The organism is Pseudomonas sp. FW305-70 (assembly GCF_058783925.1).
In genome coordinates this window covers 56,314-73,160 of sequence record NZ_JBYSYZ010000013.1, presented here as the reverse complement: position 1 = coordinate 73,160, position 16,847 = coordinate 56,314, and the positions used below count along the sequence as shown (strand labels likewise).

Sequence of the window (16,847 nt, the reverse complement as noted above, 5' to 3'; positions counted from 1 at the left end):
CAAAGAATGTAACGATTGGGTTCTGCAGAACCCGGGAGTCGTCATCATGAAGTACCTCCATTCACTCCTGTTGCCACTCACCGCCGTCGGCGTGCTGATGTTTCCATCGATGTCGCCCGCCGCCAGCCTTGATCCAATCGAAAGCACTGGCGTACAGGTGCAGCGCCAGGAGCAAAACGGCATCGCCTACCTGTCCGGCGGTATCGGTGAGGATGAGTCCAGGGCCATCCAGCAGACCACCGGCTATAACCTGCACATGACGTTCTCTGTCGGGGCGAAAAATGAATACATTCCTGACGTGAGCGTGGTCATTCAGAAAGCCCCGGGGCAAACCGTGCTGACACTCAATAACGCCGGTCCGTTGGTTTACGTGAAGCTGCCTGCCGGTAAATACACGGTCATTGCGACGCGCAACGGCGAAACCCGGCAGGACGTTGCCGATGTTGGCGGTGGTGTAGCCCGTAACCTGGTTTTCCACTGGAATGATGCGAGTTAGCGAGACGCTCTAGGCCCTGAGTCCTGCGACTCAGGGTTTATCGTTATTAACGCCTGCGTACGCTTGGATGAGTGCAACGCGTAAAGGGTTGGTTTCTACGCTCAGCAGCTTGATGGCCAAGGCGCAGCAGACCACGATCAACATGGGTTTGATCAACCGTGGTCCGACCCGGACGGCGGCCCGTGCACCCAATTGAGCGCCGATGAAGGCCGCCAAAGCCATGGCTATGGCTAACGGCCAGATAATCACACCTTTGGTGATAAAGACCGACAGAGAGCCGAGGTTGCAAGAGGCGTTGGCAAGCTTGGTAAAACTCATGGCCCGCATCATGCCCAGGCCGCAGAGCAGTACAAATCCGACAATGAAGAAAGAGCCCACGCCGGGGCCAAATACACCATCGTAAAAACCCAGGATAGGTGCCACGGTAAACGAAAACAGCAGTACACCAATTCTCTTGCGTCGATCTTCATTGGCCAGCTTTGGAGATAGCGCAAAATAGATGGCTACCAGAATCAGCATGATAGGCACGCAAACTTCCAGGTAGTGCTTATCAATAGAGCTGACCAGCAAGGCACCACTAGCGCCACCAATAAATCCGCAAATAACCAGGAAACGGCCTTCGCGCCACTCGATCAATCCTTTGCGAGCAAAGGTCACCGTTGCCGAAACAGTTGCCGAAGCGGCCTGGAACTTGTTCGTTGCAATTGCACTGATCGGATCTACACCTGCCAGAAACAATGCAGGCAAGGTGATCAAACCACCCCCACCGGCAATCGCATCAAAAAAGCCGGCGCAAAAAGCGACGAGCGCCAACATGCCAATTACATCCAAGGACATTGCATTCTCTCTTTATGGTTATTGGCCAGTAATCACATGACTGGTCGTTCAACAGCCTGATCACATAAGGAATCAGCCCTGCAGCACTAACGGGTCTTCTGAAACAACGATGGGGGTAGAAAATTTTGAAAGTCCGAAAATACGAACCAAGACCCGTCTGTTGTCTTTGATGACATCGCGACAGTGCAGAGCCCGGATGTTATTGATAACCATGGCTGATTCCTGGGTCAGCGTGCATTCGATCGGAGTTGCTTCATCCACACCTTGGCAAAGGGCGGTGTAAGCCGTTTTCACAAAGGTCGAGGCGTTGTCATTGACCGAAAAGCGATACGAGTTGAAGCGGGCTGCGAACCCTACCTTATCGTCGAACTCCAGAATCGAAACGTTGCGGCCATCCTCCCCTTTGCCACTGACAAAGGAGTCACTACGAGTGAACTGGAAGTTGCCCGTGGTCAGTGCGAGGCAGTTGGTGATGCCGATTTTTTCGAGTATGGGGGGTAGTGCAATGACTCGCGTAGGTTCCAGGCTCGGGTTCCACAAGGCGGAAAGTATGAGCGACGACGGAGAGGGCGAGTGCCCGTCTTTCGCGGTCACGGCGCACCAGTAAGGCGCCTCTGTATGCGGTCCAAGCGCGAGGCCGGAATGGGAACTCAGTTCCTTGATGTCCGGCTCGGCTGGGATCTTGGTCAGTCCGCCGCCCTTGAAGTTGGCCACCAGTCGAATCAGTTTTCCTTCATTGTCCATGTCATAGGCAAAGGCACTGTTATCCACCAGTTTCAACAAGATCTGATTGCGGGCGGCCAGGCAAAGTACGTCGTAACGATTTTCCAGGGATGCCAGATCTGGCAGTTCATTTGGAGGGCTGATTTCGGTGATTTTTTGCAGCCCTTCAAAAATCAACACGGAGATAAGGCCATCGGAATAGGCGCCCAACAGTTCACATTGGTTTTTCGAAAACGAGAGCTTTAATTCGGTCGCTGCCAGAAACGCTTTGGACTTGGCTCCTGGTGCCTGCGGCCCGCCGATGGCGGCCAGTTTTTTGGTGAACGTGTGAAGCAGTGTTGACTGGTGAATATCAAAGCTGAAAGTTCTGATTTCTTGTTCAGTAAAAAACCCAGTGGTTTCGACGTCTGGTTTGATGGCGTCAGTCATTGTCTACATCCTGTTGTGTATCCGCTCCCGGTTATGCGGCAGCTCCTCCTTCGATTCTGCACAAACTGAAGATCAGCGTATGTCATCCGCTTCCGGTAAAGCATACGGAGCGTTCTTACAGACCAAAGACTGCCAGGAAGGGCTGATCTCCAATGCCTGAAGCTTTTCGGGGCTTGGCCCCGGCAACCGTTGCGGATGCTGGCAGGTGTGGTGATAGGGGGGGGAATTGTCGCTTTGATGGTGACCGGACCAGTGCCTAATCAAATCGCAGGCATAAAAAAACCCTGAATCTTGCGATTCAGGGTTTTCGGTATTTGGTGCCCAGAGACGGAATCGAACCGCCGACACGGGGATTTTCAATCCCCTGCTCTACCGACTGAGCTATCTGGGCAACGGGGCGCATTAAACGGGTTTTTCAGGGGGTCGTCAAGCAAGTTTTCAAAAAAATTTTAATTATTACCGTCGCTTACGTTCCGACCCCCGATAAATCGGGGTTATTCCGACGGCGGCACGTAGCCTTCGGCCTTGGCGTAATCCTCGCCGGAGAAGTACTTGTCCATTTCGCCCTGAAGATATTTGCGATCTTCGGCGTTCATCATGTTCAGGCGTTTTTCATTGATCAGCAGGGTCTGGTGTTTTTGCCAGTCGGCCCAGGCCTTGGCCGAGACGTGGTCAAAAATGTCCTGGCCTTTGGCGCCCGGGAAGGGAGCGCGCTCCAGGCCTGGCAATTCTTCTTTGTACTTGCGGCACATGATGGTGCGGGTCATGACGACTCTCCTGCGTTCAATACGGCGGCCGCGCGTTCGAGCAAGGTTTTGACCGGGGCGGCAAGGCCCAGGCGCGGCGGGGTGGCGAGGTTATACCAGAGCCAGTCGGCCTCGGCCACGTGATGGCCGGTCTCCTGGACCTGAACCAGCCAGGGTTCGATGGATAACTGAAAATGGCTGAAGGTGTGCACCAGGCTCGGCAATGCCTGTTGGGTGCCCAGTTCCAGCGAGTGCTGCGCTGCCAGGTGTGACAGGTCGTCGAGGTCGTCGAGTTCCGGCAGGCTCCACAAGCCGCCCCAGAGGCCCGTAGAGGGGCGACGGTAAAGCAGGATGGCGCCTTCGGTGTTGGCCAGCATCGGCATCAGCGTGCGCTTCTGCGGGATGGCCTTGCGCGGCTTGGGGATCGGGTAACGGGTTTCCAGGCCGAGCATGTGCGCCTCGCAGCCTTTTTCCAGTGGGCACAGCAGGCAGCTCGGTTTGCTGCGGGTGCAGAGCGTGGCACCGAGGTCCATCATCGCCTGGGTGTAGGCGTTGACCCGGTCGTGCGGCGTAAAGCGCTCAGCGTTGGCCCAGAGCTGTCTGGCGACCTTCGGCTCGCCCGGGTAGCCCTCTTGCGCGGTAAAGCGCGCCAGGACGCGTTTGACGTTGCCGTCGAGGATTGGCGCGCGCAGGCCCATGCTGATGCTGGCAATGGCGCCGGCGGTGGACAGGCCGATCCCCGGCAGATCGGTGAGTTTTTCCACGTCTCGGGGAAATTCGCCGCCGTACTGCTCGACGACGATCTTCGCGGTCTTCTGCAAATTGCGCGCACGGGTGTAGTAACCCAGGCCGGTCCACAGGTGCAGCACTTCGTCTTCCGGTGCCGCCGCCAGGGCTTCGACCGTTGGCAGCGAGGCCATGAAGCGGTCGAAGTAGTTCAGCACGGTGCTGACCTGGGTCTGCTGCAGCATGATTTCCGAGACCCAAACCCGATACGGGTTGATGTCCTGCTGCCAGGGCAAATCGTGACGGCCGTGGCGGTCGAACCAGTCCAGCACCGCCGTTGAAAACTGCTCGGCTCTCATCGCTTGAACAGGTCCTTGAGCGCGTCTTTCAGTTTCGGGTCGACTTTGTCGCCCCATTTTTCGTCGATTTTGTCGCTGATCCTGTCGCCAGCCAACTTGGTCGCGACCTGGCTCATGCGGTCGTTATCCAAACGGCAAGCCTTGGCGCCCAGCTCCAGCGGGCCGCGGCAGCGCAGTGGCCACTCGATGCCGACAAACTTGTCGCCGACCTGACAGGCCGGGTCCGGCATGGCGCTGGTATCGCCTTCGACGATGATGCCGACGCGGTAGTCCATGCCCAGCACGCGCAGATCGATGTCGCCGTCACCCTTGACGGTCATGCCCGGGATGCGCACTTTCAGGTCCGGGTTGCTGGCCACGCCGTTACGCAAGGTCAGGTTGCCCTTGAGCTCCTGGAACGGAGTGTCCTTGCCGCGCGGCTCGCCGCTGAGGGTTTTGCGGTTGAGCGTAGCGATGCCTTTGCACAGCTGTTGCTCAAGGTTGGCGTTGAGCAGCACGCCATTGTTGATGACGAAGCTGGCGTTGCCGTTGAGGGTATCGATCAACGCCTTCTGGCTGTTGCCGTTGCCGGTCAGGTTGCTGTTGAGCGTGACCAGGCCCTTGACCGGTGGATTCTTGCCCTGGCTTTCGAGGATTTTTTCCGCCGGTACCCGGCTGATCTTCGTCTGCAGATTCAGTGCCGGCACTGGCTGGCGCACATCGAGCGTGCCGGTGGTTTCGAAGTTGCCCTCGTACAGGTCGCCACGCAGGTTGGCCAGCGTCAGCAGGCCGCCCTGGCCGGTGGCCTTGAGCGCAGCGTTATGGATCGGCAGTTTTTGCAGGGTCAACTGGCCGAAGGTCAGGTCGGCGTCCACATCGAGCTTGCTCAAGCGTTCCACTGGCAGCAGGCGCTCGCTGCTCCACGCGTCCTTGGTCGGCGCGGGTGGCAACGGCGTGCTGCCGGCGCCGGCCATGGCATCGGCTTCGGTGCTGGCGACTTCGGCCTGACGCACTTGTGTCGCGCTATTGGCCTCGGCGGATTTCGGCGGCAGGTAACGGTCGACGTTGAAGGTGTCGGCCTTGAGCACGGCGCGCAGCGATTGCCTGGCGAAGTCTTCTACGGCGATGCGGCCGCTGAAGGTGCTGTCGTCGACTTTCAGGTTGAGGTCGTCGAGCGCCAGGCTGGTCGGTGTCGCGGCCAACCGGCTGACCAGCTCGACCTTGCTCAGGCTGCCTTCGGCCATGGCCGGGAGTTTCTGGCCGATGCTGTCGACGAATTTCGCCAGGTCGAACTGGGCAATCGAGATGCCGCCGCTGACCTGTGGGGTCTTGTCCAGATCGTTGACCTTCAGTTCACCCAGTGCCCGCAACTGGTTGGCAGAGACCTTGATGCCGGTCCACTCGGCAACGTTGGCGGCCCTGTCCAGCACCAACTGGCCCTGGGCGGAGAACGTCACGGCCTTGCCTTGCAAGGGGTCGCCGGTCACTTCCCCCGTCAGCTTCATATCCTCGAACTGATAGCGCTGCAGTGCACGTGCGATGCGCAACTCACCGTTGAGTTCGGTACGCACCCGCAGTGCAGGCTGGTTGGCTGACAGGAAAGCCGTGAGCTTGAGCGGAATGTTGACGGAGTCATGGACCGCGCCGGTGCTCAACTGAATGCTTTCGGCGCTGAAGCTCTTGCCGGTTCTTTCGTCGGTGTATTCGACCCGTGCGTTGTTCACGGTCAGGCTGTCGATGTCCAGGCGGATCGGCTGGGACGGTTTTTCCGCCGCGGCGCCGGTTTCGGGCGCAGGTTCGGGAGTGGCTGGCGGGGTGCCGGTCGCGTCGGTGCCGGCCGTTGCAGGCAGCTTGCCGATGTCCTCCCAGTTGCCATGACCCTGCTTGTCGCGGCTCAGGCGCAGGTTCAGGCCTTCGACGCGCACGTCGCTCATCTGCACTTCACGGCGCAGCAGCGGCAGTACGCGCACCGACAGGCCGAGCATCTGCAAGTCGGCGTACGGTTCAGTCGGTTTGACCATGGTCGCGACACTGGCGTCGTGCAACTCCAGGCCCAGCCACGGGAACAGGCTCCAGCCGATATCGCCATTGAGCGTCAGCTCGATGTGGGCTTTGTCGCGGGCAATCTGGCGAATCTCGTCTTTGTAGTCGTTGGGATCGAAGAGGTGGGTCAGGGCAAAGCCCAGCGCCACAATGATCAGCAACAGCCCGAGAAGTACCAGACCCAGGATTTTGCCGAACGCTTTCATGGGCGAGTCCTTGTAATTAGTCGAATTCAAAATTTAGCCGAGGAGTATAGCGCCCCCGAACAGACGACCGGTCAGTGATCACGCCGGCAATACATCCAGCGGCAGTTTCAGCTTGGCGGCCAGCGCCTGCGCCTCCAGATGCCCGGCAGGCGCCAGCAGGCGCAGGGGCATGCCCGATTGCGCGGCCATTTTCTGGGCTTCGGCCACCAGTCGCTCGGCAACACCACGGCGACGGGTAATTTTTCGCACACATATTTGGGACAAGTGCCAGGCGTCTTGGTGCCTTTGCAGGCGGGCGGCGCCCAGCAGGCGATCATTGAAGCGTCCGGCGATCAGTGTGCCGTCGCGCAAACAGTCCTCGATCAACTGCGCTTCGCCGGAAAACGGGGCGAACAACCAGTCTGGAGCGTCGCGGTAGATCTTCTGCAGATCCTGCCGGTCCTGGGACGTGGCTTGGTTCAGCGGCTCGACAATGATCGGCATGGTGATTCCTGTGGGGTCATGAAGCGATGGAGGTCAGACGACGTACCAAAGGTGATGTCAGTTTGGTTTTTCTGTCACTGGCAGATGGTAACCTTTGCCCGTTCGTCCGTCCTTCTGCGACCCGTTGTCGCACAACAAGGCGCTCCACCAAAAAACGGTCATGTCTGCGTGCATAAAGGCCGGGAGTTAACTGTGGCTGGCGAACCCTACTGATAATTGGGGGATACACAATGACCACGAGCATCACGGCGGACGGCTTCGGCGTCGACCAGCCTGCGTTCCTGTCCAAGGAGCGGATCATCGCCAAGCCCGGTTTCAACCGTTGGCTGGTACCGCCGGCCGCGCTGGCCATCCACCTGTGCATCGGCATGGCCTACGGCTTTTCGGTGTTCTGGTTGCCGCTGTCAAAGGCGTTGGGCATCACGGCTCCAGTGGCCTGCGCGCCAGACATGAGTTTTATCGCACAAGTCTTTTCATCCCAGTGTGACTGGCCGATCTCGATGCTCGGCTGGATCTACACCCTGTTCTTCATCTTCCTGGGTTGCTCGGCCGCCATCTGGGGTGGCTGGCTGGAACATGCCGGGCCACGCAAGGCAGGGGTTGTATCGGCGCTGTGCTGGTGCGGCGGGCTGCTGATTTCGGCGCTGGGCGTGTATACCCACCAGATCTGGCTGATGTGGATCGGCTCCGGGGTCATTGGTGGTATCGGCCTGGGCCTGGGTTACATCTCGCCGGTCTCGACGCTGATCAAGTGGTTCCCGGACAAGCGCGGCATGGCCACCGGCATGGCGATCATGGGCTTCGGCGGTGGTGCGATGGTCGGCGCTCCGCTGGCGGCAGCGCTGATGGGGCATTTCGCTTCGCCAACCAGCGTCGGCGTGTGGCAGAGCTTCCTGGTCATGGCCGCGATCTACTTTGTGTTCATGATCGGTGGCGCGCTGTCCTACCGCGTCCCGCCAACCGGCTGGAAGCCTGAAGGCTGGACCGCCCCGGCGAAAAAAGCTTCGAACGCGATGATTACTCATCGTCATGTTCACGTGAATGTGGCCTGGAAGACGCCGCAGTTCCGTCTGGTGTGGCTGGTGCTGTGTCTGAACGTATCGGCCGGTATCGGCATCCTCGGCATGGCGTCGCCGCTGTTGCAGGAGGTGTTCGGTGGCAAGTTGTTGGGCAATGACCTGGCGTTCGGCCAACTCGACGCTTCGCAACTGGCTTCGATCGCCGCCATCGCGGCCGGTTTCACCGGTTTGCTGAGCCTGTTCAACATCGGCGGGCGTTTCTTCTGGGCTTCGTTCTCGGATTACCTGGGTCGCAAAAACACCTACTTCGTGTTCTTCGCCTTGGGCTTTGCCCTGTACGGCCTGATTCCGAACCTCGGTCATCTGGGCAGCATCGCGCTGTTCGTGGCGGCGTTTTGCGTCATCCTGTCGATGTACGGCGGTGGTTTCGCGACGGTTCCTGCGTATCTGGCGGACCTCTTCGGTACGCAAATGGTCGGTGCGATTCACGGTCGTCTGCTGACGGCGTGGGCGGCCGCCGGCGTGCTCGGTCCAGTGCTGGTGAACTACCTGCGTGAATATCAGCTGAGCATCGGCGTTGAGCGTGCAGCAGCGTACGACATTACGCTGTACATCCTCGCCGGCCTGCTGGTGCTGGGTTTCCTGTGCAACCTGCTGGTGCGCCCGGTGGCCGACAAGTACTTCATGACCGACGCCGAACTGGTCGCCGAACAGGCGCTGGGCCATGACAAAGGGGCTGACAGCAGCACCGTGCTGGAGTGGAAAGCCGCGCCTGGCACCAAACCGCTGGCGGTGGCGGCGTGGCTGGTGGTGGGTATTCCGTTGGCGTGGGGTGTGTGGGTGACCCTGCAAAAAACCGCGGTGTTGTTCCACTAACACCAAGGTAAGCCACAGCCCCTGTGGGAGCGGGCTTGCTCGCGAAGAGGGAGTATCAGTCGACATAATTGTGGGCTGATCCACCGCTTTCGCGAGCAAGCCCGCTCCCACATTTGTTCTGTGTTACACCTGAATGGCTTGTACTGACATGTACACCGCTGGCACCCCCGGATTCACTCCGTCAGTGATATCACCTCGCGTGTTTCTGTTTGGCGCCCGCACGCCTATAATGGCTGCCTTTTTCGCCCAATGATTTTGCGGAGCTGGTGATGGCCGAACGTAAGGCGTCTGTCGAGCGCGACACTCTGGAAACCCAGATCAAAGCCTCGATCAACCTCGATGGCACCGGAAAGGCCCGATTCGATATCGGTGTACCTTTTCTTGAGCACATGCTGGACCAGATCGCCCGTCACGGGCTGATCGACCTGGATATTGTCAGCAAGGGCGACCTGCATATCGATGACCACCACACCGTGGAAGACGTCGGTATCACCCTCGGCCAGGCCTTCACCAAAGCCATCGGCGACAAGAAAGGCATCCGTCGCTACGGTCACGCCTACGTGCCGCTCGATGAAGCGCTGTCGCGCGTGGTGATCGATTTCTCCGGCCGTCCAGGCCTGCAGATGCATGTTCCCTACACCCGTGCCACCGTCGGTGGCTTCGACGTTGACCTGTTCCAGGAATTCTTCCAGGGCTTCGTCAACCACGCCAACGTCACCTTGCACATCGACAATCTGCGTGGGCACAACACCCACCACCAGATCGAAACCGTGTTCAAGGCTTTCGGTCGCGCCCTGCGCATGGCCGTCGAGCTCGACGACCGCATGGCCGGGCAAATGCCTTCGACCAAGGGCGTCCTGTAATGCAGACAGTCGCGGTTATCGATTACGGCATGGGCAACCTGCACTCGGTGGCCAAGGCCCTCGAGCACGTCGGTGCCGGCAAGGTGCTGATCACCAGCGATGCCACCGTGATTCGCGAAGCCGACCGGGTGGTTTTCCCCGGCGTTGGCGCCATTCGCGATTGCATGGCGGAGATCCGTCGCCTCGGCTTCGACTCTCTGGTGCGTGAAGTCAGCCAGGACCGTCCGTTCCTTGGCATCTGCGTGGGCATGCAAGCCTTGCTCGACACCAGCGAAGAGAACGACGGCGTCGACTGCATCGGTCTGTTCCCGGGCGCGGTGAAGTTCTTCGGCAAGGATCTGGTCGAGGACGGCGAGCACCTGAAAGTCCCGCACATGGGCTGGAACGAAGTGAAGCAGAAGGTCAGTCACCCGCTGTGGCATGACATTCCGGACCTGGCGCGTTTCTACTTCGTGCACAGCTACTACATCGCTGCCGCCAACGCGCGGCAGGTGGTGGGTGGCGGGCACTACGGTGTCGATTTCGCCGCGGCGCTGGCCGAAGGCTCGCGTTTCGCCGTGCAGTTCCACCCGGAGAAAAGCCATACCCATGGCCTGCAGTTGCTGCAGAACTTCGCTGCGTGGGACGGTCGCTGGTAAATGGCCGTCAAGAAGAAACCGCCGATTCTGACCCTCACTCCCGAGCAGGAGAGCGAGGCCAATCGCAAGATCAAGCGTTTCATGGAAGACCGCTTCGAACTCGACCTCGGCTCGTTCGAGGCGGCGGAGATTCTTGAGCTGTTTACCCGTGAAATTGCTCCGCACTATTACAACAGGGCGATTTTCGATGTGCAGGCGCACCTCAAAGAGAGGTTCGAAAGCATCGAAAGCGACCTGTGGGCGCTCGAAAAGAGCAGCTGAAAGCTACAAGCTTCAAGCTGCAAGAATTAGTACGCGTGCCTGCTTGCAGCTTATAGCTTGCAGCTTGCAGCTCTTTTGACGAAGGAAAAAGCATGCTCATTATTCCCGCTATCGATCTTAAAGACGGTGCCTGTGTTCGTCTGCGCCAGGGCCGCATGGAAGATTCCACAGTGTTCTCCGATGACCCGGTGAGCATGGCTGCCAAGTGGGTGGAGGGCGGTTGCCGCCGTCTGCATCTGGTCGACCTGAACGGCGCCTTCGAAGGCCAGCCGGTCAACGGCGAAGTGGTCACCGCCATCGCCAAGCGTTACCCGAACCTGCCGATCCAGATCGGCGGCGGTATCCGCTCCCTGGAAACCATCGAGCACTACGTGAAAGCGGGCGTCAGCTACGTGATCATCGGCACCAAGGCCGTGAAAGATCCGGCTTTCGTTGCCGAAGCCTGCCGCGCATTCCCGGGCAAGGTGATCGTCGGCCTGGACGCCAAGGACGGTTTCGTTGCCACCGACGGCTGGGCTGAAATCAGCACCATCCAGGTGATCGACCTGGCGAAGCAGTTCGAAGCCGACGGCGTCTCCGCCATCGTTTACACCGACATCGCCAAAGACGGCATGATGCAGGGCTGCAACGTACCGTTCACCGCGGCACTGGCTGCTGCAACGAAGATCCCGGTGATCGCTTCCGGCGGTATCCACAACCTGGGCGACATCAAGACCCTGCTCGACGCCAAGGCGCCGGGCATCATCGGCGCCATTACAGGCCGCGCGATTTATGAGGGCACGCTGGATGTGGCAGAAGCTCAGGCGTTCTGCGATAGCTACGCGGCCAGCTCCAAGCCATAAGCTGCAAGCTGCAAGTTAGAAGCGCGACCGCGATCCGCTCTTTCTTGCAGCTTGAAGCTTGAAGCTTCTTAATCGGAGATTAAGTCTTATGGCGTTAGCCAAGCGCATCATCCCTTGCCTGGACGTGGACAACGGCCGGGTGGTCAAGGGTGTGAAATTCGAAAACATCCGCGACGCCGGCGACCCGGTGGAAATCGCCCGTCGCTATGACGAGCAGGGCGCCGACGAGATTACCTTTCTCGACATCACGGCCAGCGTCGATGGCCGCGACACCACGCTGCACACCGTCGAGCGCATGGCCAGCCAGGTGTTCATCCCGCTGACCGTGGGTGGTGGCGTACGCACCGTGCAGGACATCCGCAACCTGCTCAATGCCGGCGCGGACAAGGTTTCGATCAACACCGCAGCGGTGTTCAACCCTGAGTTCGTCGGCGAAGCCGCGCAGCATTTCGGTTCGCAATGCATCGTGGTCGCGATCGACGCGAAGAAGGTTTCCGGGCCGGGCGAAACCCCGCGCTGGGAAATCTTCACCCATGGCGGTCGCAAGCCAACCGGTCTCGACGCTGTCGAATGGGCAAAGAAAATGGAAGGCCTGGGTGCCGGTGAGATCCTGCTGACCAGCATGGACCAGGACGGCATGAAAAACGGTTTCGACCTGGGCGTCACCCGCGCCATCAGCGATGCGCTGGGCATTCCGGTGATCGCTTCCGGTGGCGTCGGCAATCTGCAACACCTGGCCGACGGCATTATCGAAGGTCACGCCAGCGCGGTTCTGGCGGCGAGTATTTTCCACTTCGGCGAATACACCGTGCAGGAAGCCAAGGCTTATATGGCCCATCGTGGAATTGTGATGCGCTGAACAAACCAGTGCAGGCCAGTGGACATCATGGCGTGCCCAAGGCACTCTTGGGTACGCCATGGATTTCGGTAGCCAGACATGCTTAAACGCTTTCTTCTCGTCCTTGCCAGCGCTTCTCTGTTGTTCATCGGCGCAGCATACGCAAAAGACAGTCCCGATGCCGACATGGTGTTGCTGACTGAAAACTTCCCGCCCTACAACATGGCGAAGAATGGCAAGAACTTCGCTCAGGACGAGAACATCGATGGCATTGCCACCGATATCGTCCGCGAGATATTCAAGCGCGCCAACATTACCTACAGCCTGACGCTGCGTTTCCCTTGGGAGCGAATCTACAAACTCACCCTGGAAAAACCCGGCTATGGCGTGTTCGTCATGGCGCGGTTGCCGGATCGCGAGAAGCTGTTCAAATGGGTCGGTCCAATCGGCCCGGACGACTGGATCATGCTGGCCAAGGCTGACAGCAAGATCACCCTCGAAACCTTGAATGATGCGCGCAAGTACAAGATCGGCGCCTACAAGGGCGACGCGATTGCCGAGACGCTGGCCAAGCAGGGGCTCAATCCGATTGTTGTACTGCGCGATCAGGACAACGCGAAAAAACTGGTCAACGGGCAGATCGACCTGTGGGCCACCGGTGACCCGGCCGGGCGCTATCTGGCGCGTCAGGAAGGGGTCAACGGGTTGAAAACCGTACTGCGTTTCAACAGTGCCGAACTGTACCTGGCACTGAACAAGGACGTGCCGGACGAGACGGTGGCCAAGCTTCAAGCAGCGCTGGATCAGATGCGCAAGGAAGGCAAGGTCGACGAGATCATGGCGCGGTACCTCTAACACCCAGTGCTTAAATGTGGGAGCGGGCTTGCTCGCGAAGGCGGTTTGTCAGACACCATTAATGTCGACTGACACCCCCCCCCCCCCCCCCCCCCCCCCCCCCCCCCCCCCCCCCCCCCCCCCCACAGGGGTTCTGCTGTGTAGCTACTAGCGGTACACCCCGTCTTTGCCATGCGCTGCGGTCGCCCGATTCCCGCGCACACTGATCATCTGCCTGATATCAATCCACTCAATTCCCTGAGCCTTCAGCTTCGGCAGCTCCCGCTCCAGCACCGCGAGTGTCTGTGGATACGGATGCCCGATCATCACCGCCGAACCTTGCTTGCGCGCGAGGCTGATCGCTGTCTGCAACTGGCTGAAGATCGCTGCTTCGGTTCGTTCATCGTCGAGAAACACATCCCGCGAAACGCTGGCCAGGCCGATCTTCTGCGCTTCGGCCGCGGCCACGGTTCGGGCGCTGGTGCGGCTGTCGACGAAGAATTTGTGCCGTCGTTGCAAGTCTGCCATCAGCCAGGTCATGGCCGCGGGTTGTGCGGTCATGCGGCTGCCCATGTGATTGTTGATGCCGCTGGTGTAGGGGACCCTTTTGAACGCAGCGTTCAGGCGCTTTTCCAGCTCATCGACAGGCAATTCGGGATGCCAGGCGAATGGTCCGGTAGCCGGATCCATGGGCATGTGCAGGATGACGATTTTTCCGGCGCGATGGGCTTCGCGGGCGAATTCGGTGGCGTGAGGCGTGTCGGGCATGATCGCCGTGGTCACCGGGCCGGGCAGGGCCAGCACGCGGCGATCCCGGGGCAGGTTCTGCCCCAGGTCATCGATGATCAGGGTCAGGTAGGCTTTTTGCGGGGTGGTCGGGGCGGGTGTTGCGTGAACAACACCCGCCAGACAGCAAAGCAGACCGAGAATGTACCGCAGGCGCATCCTCAACGGCCGGACGTGATGCTCAGCCCTTTGAGCAGGCTCAGGGCCTGGGCCAGTTGGTAATCATCGTCCTGTGGCATCGGCTTGGCCTTGCTGGAGCCGGTCGGTTTGTCCGCACCGCCGTTGCCGTTGCCCAGGTGACCCTGCAAGTCGGCTTCCTTGAAGTAGTCGTTGTCCTGCTCGCTGGTGATCTTGGCCTTGCGCACTTCGATGTCCGGGACGATGCCCTGGGCCTGGATGGAACGGCCATTCGGCGTGTAGTACAGCGCCGTGGTGATCTTCAATGCACGATCATTGTTCAGCGGCAGCACGGTTTGCACCGAGCCCTTGCCGAAACTGGTGGTGCCCATCACCACGGCGCGTTTCTGGTCCTGCAGGGCGCCAGCGACAATTTCCGATGCCGAGGCGCTGCCGCCGTTGATCAGCACGACCATTGGCACGGCTTCGCTTTCGTCCTTGCCGGTGGCAGAGAAACGCAGCTCTGAGTTGGCGATGCGGCCCTTGGTGTAGACGATCAGGCCCTTGGTGATGAAGTGGTCGACCACTTCCACCGCCGCCTGCAATACGCCACCCGGGTTGTTGCGCAGGTCGAGGATGATGCCGTTGAGCTTCTTGCCGTTCTCCTTGCGCAGCTTGGCCAGCGCCTTGGAAACCTCTTCACCGGTCTTGACCTGGAACTGGGTGATGCGGATGTAGCCGTAGCCCGATTCCAGCAGCTGGCTCTTCACGCTCTTGACCTGGATGACGGCGCGGGACAGGGTCACGTCGAACGGCGTGCCGCCGTCGCGCACCAGGGTCAGGGTGATTTTCTGGCCGATCTTGCCGCGCATCTTGTCGACGGCTTCGGTCATGCTCTGGCCGCGGGTGGGCTGGCCGTTGATCTTGACGATGAAGTCGCCGGCCTGAATGCCGGCCTTGGAAGCCGGGGTGTCGTCAATCGGCGACACCACTTTGATGAAGCCGTCTTCGGCGCCGACTTCAATGCCCAGGCCACCGAATTCACCGCTGGTGCTTTCCTGCAACTCGGCGAAATCTTCAGGGCCGAGGTAAGCCGAATGTGGGTCGAGGTTGCTGAGCATGCCCTTGATGGCGTTTTCCAGCAGGGTCTTGTCGTCCACCGGTTCGACATAAGCGGCCTTGATCCGGTCCATCACCTCGGCAAAGGTGCGCAACTCATCCAGCGGCAGTGGCGCCTTGGTGGTCGCAGCAGTGCCCGCAGGCGCAACCGCCGGGGCCGGTTGAGCGGCAAACGCCAGAGGCGCGCCGATCACCAGGGCGATCGTCAGGGCCAGCGAGGTAAGGCGGGACAAATGCAGCATGTCTAACAAACTCCTGAATTAGGTAACGCGCTTATCCTTGCGCGCGGCACCATTGCGCCGGATCACTCGGGTGACCCTGCTGACGAATAGCAAAATACAGCGCTGGCGTGTCTTGCCCGCCACTGTTGCCGACAGTGGAGATGGACTCACCGGCTTTAACCACATCACCCGCAGACTTGAGCAGCGTCTGGTTGTGACCATAAAGGCTCAAAAAACCGTTGCCGTGGTCGAGGATCACCAACAACCCGGCGCCTCGCAGCCAGTCGGCAAACACTACGCGACCACCATGCACCGCATGCACGGTGCTGCCGGCAGACGCGCCGATCATCACGCCATCCCACTTGGTCCGGGCATCGTCACCACGGCTTTCACCGTAGCGTGCCAGCAGTCGACCATCGACAGGCCAGGGAAGTTTGCCGCGGGTTGACGCAAACGGACCACCAAAGGTCTCGCCGGAACTGGAAACCAGTGCGCCGGGAGTCGACTTGACCGGTTTGCGTGGGGCGTCATCGCTGGCATCTGCCTGCGCCTGGGCCTCACGTAAACGCTTTTTTTCGGCTTCCTGCTGGGCAATCAACGCTTTTTGTCGCGCTTCTTCTGCCTCACGGGCCTGGCGGGCCAGGGTTTCTTCAATGGTTTTAAGGACTTTAGACAGGTCTGCCTGATCCTGCTCGCGCGCCGCCAGTTTCTGATCGCGAGCCTTTACGTCGTCATTGAGCTTGGCCAGGACTTGCTGGCGCTCCTTGCGGACTTTTTCGAGCTCGTCACGCTGGGTGTCGAGGCTGCTTTGCTGCACCAGCAGTTGCGCCTGCTGCATGGCGATGTCTTTCTCGACATTGGACAGTTGGCGCAGGGTTTCGTTGAAACTCTTCAACTGCTCCAGGCGAGCCTGGCTCAGGTAGTCGTAATAGGTGAGGGTACGGGCGAATCTTTCCGGATTCTGCTGGTTGAGCAGCAGCTTGAGGTATTCCTGGCGACCGTTCTGGTAGGCCGCCCGGGCCTGAATGGCAATCAGTCGTTGCTGTTCAATGCGCGCGCTCTGGAGTTTTTTTTTCTCCGCATCGAGTCGCTGCAGCTCGGCTTCGCTTTTCTTCAGCTCTTTTTGCAGGGCATCGACCTGCTTCTCGAGCTTGCCCATTTCGGTTTCGGTGCCCTTGAGTTCTTTCTGCACGCCGGACTTTTCTTCCTGCAGCTTGCCCAGCAGCTTCTTCAGCTCGGCAATGTCCTGACGCGTGGCGTCCAACTGTTGTTGGGTGTTTGCGCGCTCGTCAGCAAAGGCCGGTTGGAGCAGGCAAGTCAGAGCTAGGGCTATCAGGACGCGAAGCATAGGGGCGGGCGGCACCAGGGAAAGGGACGGCCTAGTATGCCCGCCATGGGCGGCAAAA

Annotated in this window: 17 protein-coding genes and 1 tRNA gene; 8 read left to right on the top strand and 10 right to left on the bottom strand. The window is 59.7% G+C overall.

The features are described 5' to 3' along the window. Nucleotides 1-46 precede the first annotated feature (46 nt). Nucleotides 47-496 carry a hypothetical protein gene (locus AC3WN7_RS12715; RefSeq protein WP_095964557.1) on the top strand — a complete coding sequence of 150 codons (450 nt, stop codon included), beginning with the start codon at nucleotides 47-49 and terminating at the stop codon, nucleotides 494-496. A gap of 30 nt (nucleotides 497-526) precedes the next feature. Here the strand turns inward: AC3WN7_RS12715 and AC3WN7_RS12710 are convergent, their stop codons facing one another. The 7 genes from AC3WN7_RS12710 to AC3WN7_RS12680 form a co-directional block, all read right to left on the bottom strand. Beyond that, nucleotides 527-1,333 carry a TSUP family transporter gene (locus AC3WN7_RS12710; protein WP_095964558.1) on the bottom strand — a complete coding sequence of 269 codons (807 nt, stop codon included), beginning with the start codon at nucleotides 1,331-1,333 and terminating at the stop codon, nucleotides 527-529. 72 nt (nucleotides 1,334-1,405) lie between these two features. After that, nucleotides 1,406-2,485, bottom strand: a complete 1,080-nt coding sequence (locus tag AC3WN7_RS12705; protein WP_102673919.1) for a hypothetical protein — start codon at nucleotides 2,483-2,485, stop codon at nucleotides 1,406-1,408. Between the two features lie 315 nt (nucleotides 2,486-2,800). After that, nucleotides 2,801-2,876: transfer RNA gene (locus tag AC3WN7_RS12700), tRNA-Phe, on the bottom strand. Between the two features lie 103 nt (nucleotides 2,877-2,979). After that, entirely contained in the window at nucleotides 2,980-3,252 is a 273-nt protein-coding gene (locus AC3WN7_RS12695; protein ID WP_007972770.1) for an oxidative damage protection protein, read from the bottom strand. Next, nucleotides 3,249-4,316, bottom strand: coding sequence for an A/G-specific adenine glycosylase (mutY, locus tag AC3WN7_RS12690; protein ID WP_095964560.1), 1,068 nt, complete (start codon nucleotides 4,314-4,316; stop codon nucleotides 3,249-3,251). The genes AC3WN7_RS12695 and mutY overlap by 4 nt, the downstream gene beginning before the upstream one ends. Continuing rightward, the gene (locus AC3WN7_RS12685) at nucleotides 4,313-6,544 is read right to left on the bottom strand and encodes an AsmA family protein (protein ID WP_095964561.1); all 2,232 of its coding nucleotides are present in this window, start codon (nucleotides 6,542-6,544) and stop codon (nucleotides 4,313-4,315) included. Before AC3WN7_RS12685 ends, mutY begins: the two co-directional genes overlap by 4 nt. A gap of 78 nt (nucleotides 6,545-6,622) precedes the next feature. Next, nucleotides 6,623-7,027 carry an acetyl-CoA sensor PanZ family protein gene (locus AC3WN7_RS12680; RefSeq protein ID WP_095964562.1) on the bottom strand — a complete coding sequence of 135 codons (405 nt, stop codon included), beginning with the start codon at nucleotides 7,025-7,027 and terminating at the stop codon, nucleotides 6,623-6,625. A gap of 230 nt (nucleotides 7,028-7,257) precedes the next feature. Here AC3WN7_RS12680 and AC3WN7_RS12675 point away from each other — a divergent pair, with 230 nt between their 5' ends. The 7 genes from AC3WN7_RS12675 to AC3WN7_RS12645 all read left to right on the top strand — a co-directional run bounded on the left by AC3WN7_RS12675 (nucleotide 7,258) and on the right by AC3WN7_RS12645 (nucleotide 13,219). Next, nucleotides 7,258-8,922: an OFA family MFS transporter gene (locus tag AC3WN7_RS12675; RefSeq protein WP_102673918.1), complete on the top strand. Its 1,665-nt coding sequence runs from the start codon at nucleotides 7,258-7,260 to the stop codon at nucleotides 8,920-8,922. 269 nt (nucleotides 8,923-9,191) lie between these two features. Beyond that, nucleotides 9,192-9,785 carry an imidazoleglycerol-phosphate dehydratase HisB gene (gene hisB, locus AC3WN7_RS12670; protein WP_003186751.1) on the top strand — a complete coding sequence of 198 codons (594 nt, stop codon included), beginning with the start codon at nucleotides 9,192-9,194 and terminating at the stop codon, nucleotides 9,783-9,785. Further along, entirely contained in the window at nucleotides 9,785-10,423 is a 639-nt protein-coding gene (gene hisH / locus AC3WN7_RS12665; protein WP_102673917.1) for an imidazole glycerol phosphate synthase subunit HisH, read from the top strand. The genes hisB and hisH overlap by 1 nt, the downstream gene beginning before the upstream one ends. Next, nucleotides 10,424-10,684, top strand: a complete 261-nt coding sequence (locus AC3WN7_RS12660; RefSeq protein ID WP_095964564.1) for a DUF2164 domain-containing protein — start codon at nucleotides 10,424-10,426, stop codon at nucleotides 10,682-10,684. Nucleotides 10,685-10,776: 92 nt separating this feature from the next. Beyond that, a complete protein-coding gene (gene hisA, locus AC3WN7_RS12655; RefSeq protein WP_095964565.1) occupies nucleotides 10,777-11,526 on the top strand; it encodes a 1-(5-phosphoribosyl)-5-[(5-phosphoribosylamino)methylideneamino]imidazole-4-carboxamide isomerase in 750 nt (249 codons plus the stop codon). 88 nt (nucleotides 11,527-11,614) lie between these two features. Continuing rightward, entirely contained in the window at nucleotides 11,615-12,385 is a 771-nt protein-coding gene (hisF, locus tag AC3WN7_RS12650) for an imidazole glycerol phosphate synthase subunit HisF (RefSeq protein WP_007972752.1), read from the top strand. A 78-nt stretch (nucleotides 12,386-12,463) separates the two neighbouring features. Continuing rightward, complete coding sequence (locus AC3WN7_RS12645; RefSeq protein WP_102673916.1) at nucleotides 12,464-13,219, top strand: substrate-binding periplasmic protein; 756 nt, start codon at nucleotides 12,464-12,466, stop codon at nucleotides 13,217-13,219. Nucleotides 13,220-13,366: 147 nt separating this feature from the next. On the opposite strand, the gene AC3WN7_RS12640 is transcribed toward AC3WN7_RS12645, so the two are convergent. From AC3WN7_RS12640 to AC3WN7_RS12630, 3 genes are read right to left on the bottom strand one after another with little or no spacing between them, the layout of a single operon-like run. Continuing rightward, complete coding sequence (locus AC3WN7_RS12640; protein ID WP_102673915.1) at nucleotides 13,367-14,143, bottom strand: divergent polysaccharide deacetylase family protein; 777 nt, start codon at nucleotides 14,141-14,143, stop codon at nucleotides 13,367-13,369. 2 nt (nucleotides 14,144-14,145) lie between these two features. Further along, nucleotides 14,146-15,462: a S41 family peptidase gene (locus AC3WN7_RS12635; protein WP_015093079.1), complete on the bottom strand. Its 1,317-nt coding sequence runs from the start codon at nucleotides 15,460-15,462 to the stop codon at nucleotides 14,146-14,148. 31 nt (nucleotides 15,463-15,493) lie between these two features. Further along, nucleotides 15,494-16,789, bottom strand: a complete 1,296-nt coding sequence (locus AC3WN7_RS12630; protein WP_102673914.1) for a murein hydrolase activator EnvC family protein — start codon at nucleotides 16,787-16,789, stop codon at nucleotides 15,494-15,496. Nucleotides 16,790-16,847 lie beyond the last annotated feature (58 nt).

Coding starts and splice junctions, on each gene's coding strand:
- AC3WN7_RS12695 (WP_007972770.1), bottom strand. CDS start 3,252: ATGACCCGCACCATCATGTGCCGCAAGTACAAAGAAGAATTGCCAGGC.
- AC3WN7_RS12675 (WP_102673918.1), top strand. CDS start 7,258: ATGACCACGAGCATCACGGCGGACGGCTTCGGCGTCGACCAGCCTGCG.
- AC3WN7_RS12715 (WP_095964557.1), top strand. CDS start 47: ATGAAGTACCTCCATTCACTCCTGTTGCCACTCACCGCCGTCGGCGTG.
- mutY (WP_095964560.1), bottom strand. CDS start 4,316: ATGAGAGCCGAGCAGTTTTCAACGGCGGTGCTGGACTGGTTCGACCGC.
- AC3WN7_RS12680 (WP_095964562.1), bottom strand. CDS start 7,027: ATGCCGATCATTGTCGAGCCGCTGAACCAAGCCACGTCCCAGGACCGG.
- hisA (WP_095964565.1), top strand. CDS start 10,777: ATGCTCATTATTCCCGCTATCGATCTTAAAGACGGTGCCTGTGTTCGT.
- AC3WN7_RS12635 (WP_015093079.1), bottom strand. CDS start 15,462: ATGCTGCATTTGTCCCGCCTTACCTCGCTGGCCCTGACGATCGCCCTG.
- hisH (WP_102673917.1), top strand. CDS start 9,785: ATGCAGACAGTCGCGGTTATCGATTACGGCATGGGCAACCTGCACTCG.
- AC3WN7_RS12710 (WP_095964558.1), bottom strand. CDS start 1,333: ATGTCCTTGGATGTAATTGGCATGTTGGCGCTCGTCGCTTTTTGCGCC.
- AC3WN7_RS12685 (WP_095964561.1), bottom strand. CDS start 6,544: ATGAAAGCGTTCGGCAAAATCCTGGGTCTGGTACTTCTCGGGCTGTTG.
- hisB (WP_003186751.1), top strand. CDS start 9,192: ATGGCCGAACGTAAGGCGTCTGTCGAGCGCGACACTCTGGAAACCCAG.
- AC3WN7_RS12660 (WP_095964564.1), top strand. CDS start 10,424: ATGGCCGTCAAGAAGAAACCGCCGATTCTGACCCTCACTCCCGAGCAG.
- AC3WN7_RS12645 (WP_102673916.1), top strand. CDS start 12,464: ATGCTTAAACGCTTTCTTCTCGTCCTTGCCAGCGCTTCTCTGTTGTTC.
- hisF (WP_007972752.1), top strand. CDS start 11,615: ATGGCGTTAGCCAAGCGCATCATCCCTTGCCTGGACGTGGACAACGGC.
- AC3WN7_RS12705 (WP_102673919.1), bottom strand. CDS start 2,485: ATGACTGACGCCATCAAACCAGACGTCGAAACCACTGGGTTTTTTACT.
- AC3WN7_RS12640 (WP_102673915.1), bottom strand. CDS start 14,143: ATGCGCCTGCGGTACATTCTCGGTCTGCTTTGCTGTCTGGCGGGTGTT.
- AC3WN7_RS12630 (WP_102673914.1), bottom strand. CDS start 16,789: ATGCTTCGCGTCCTGATAGCCCTAGCTCTGACTTGCCTGCTCCAACCG.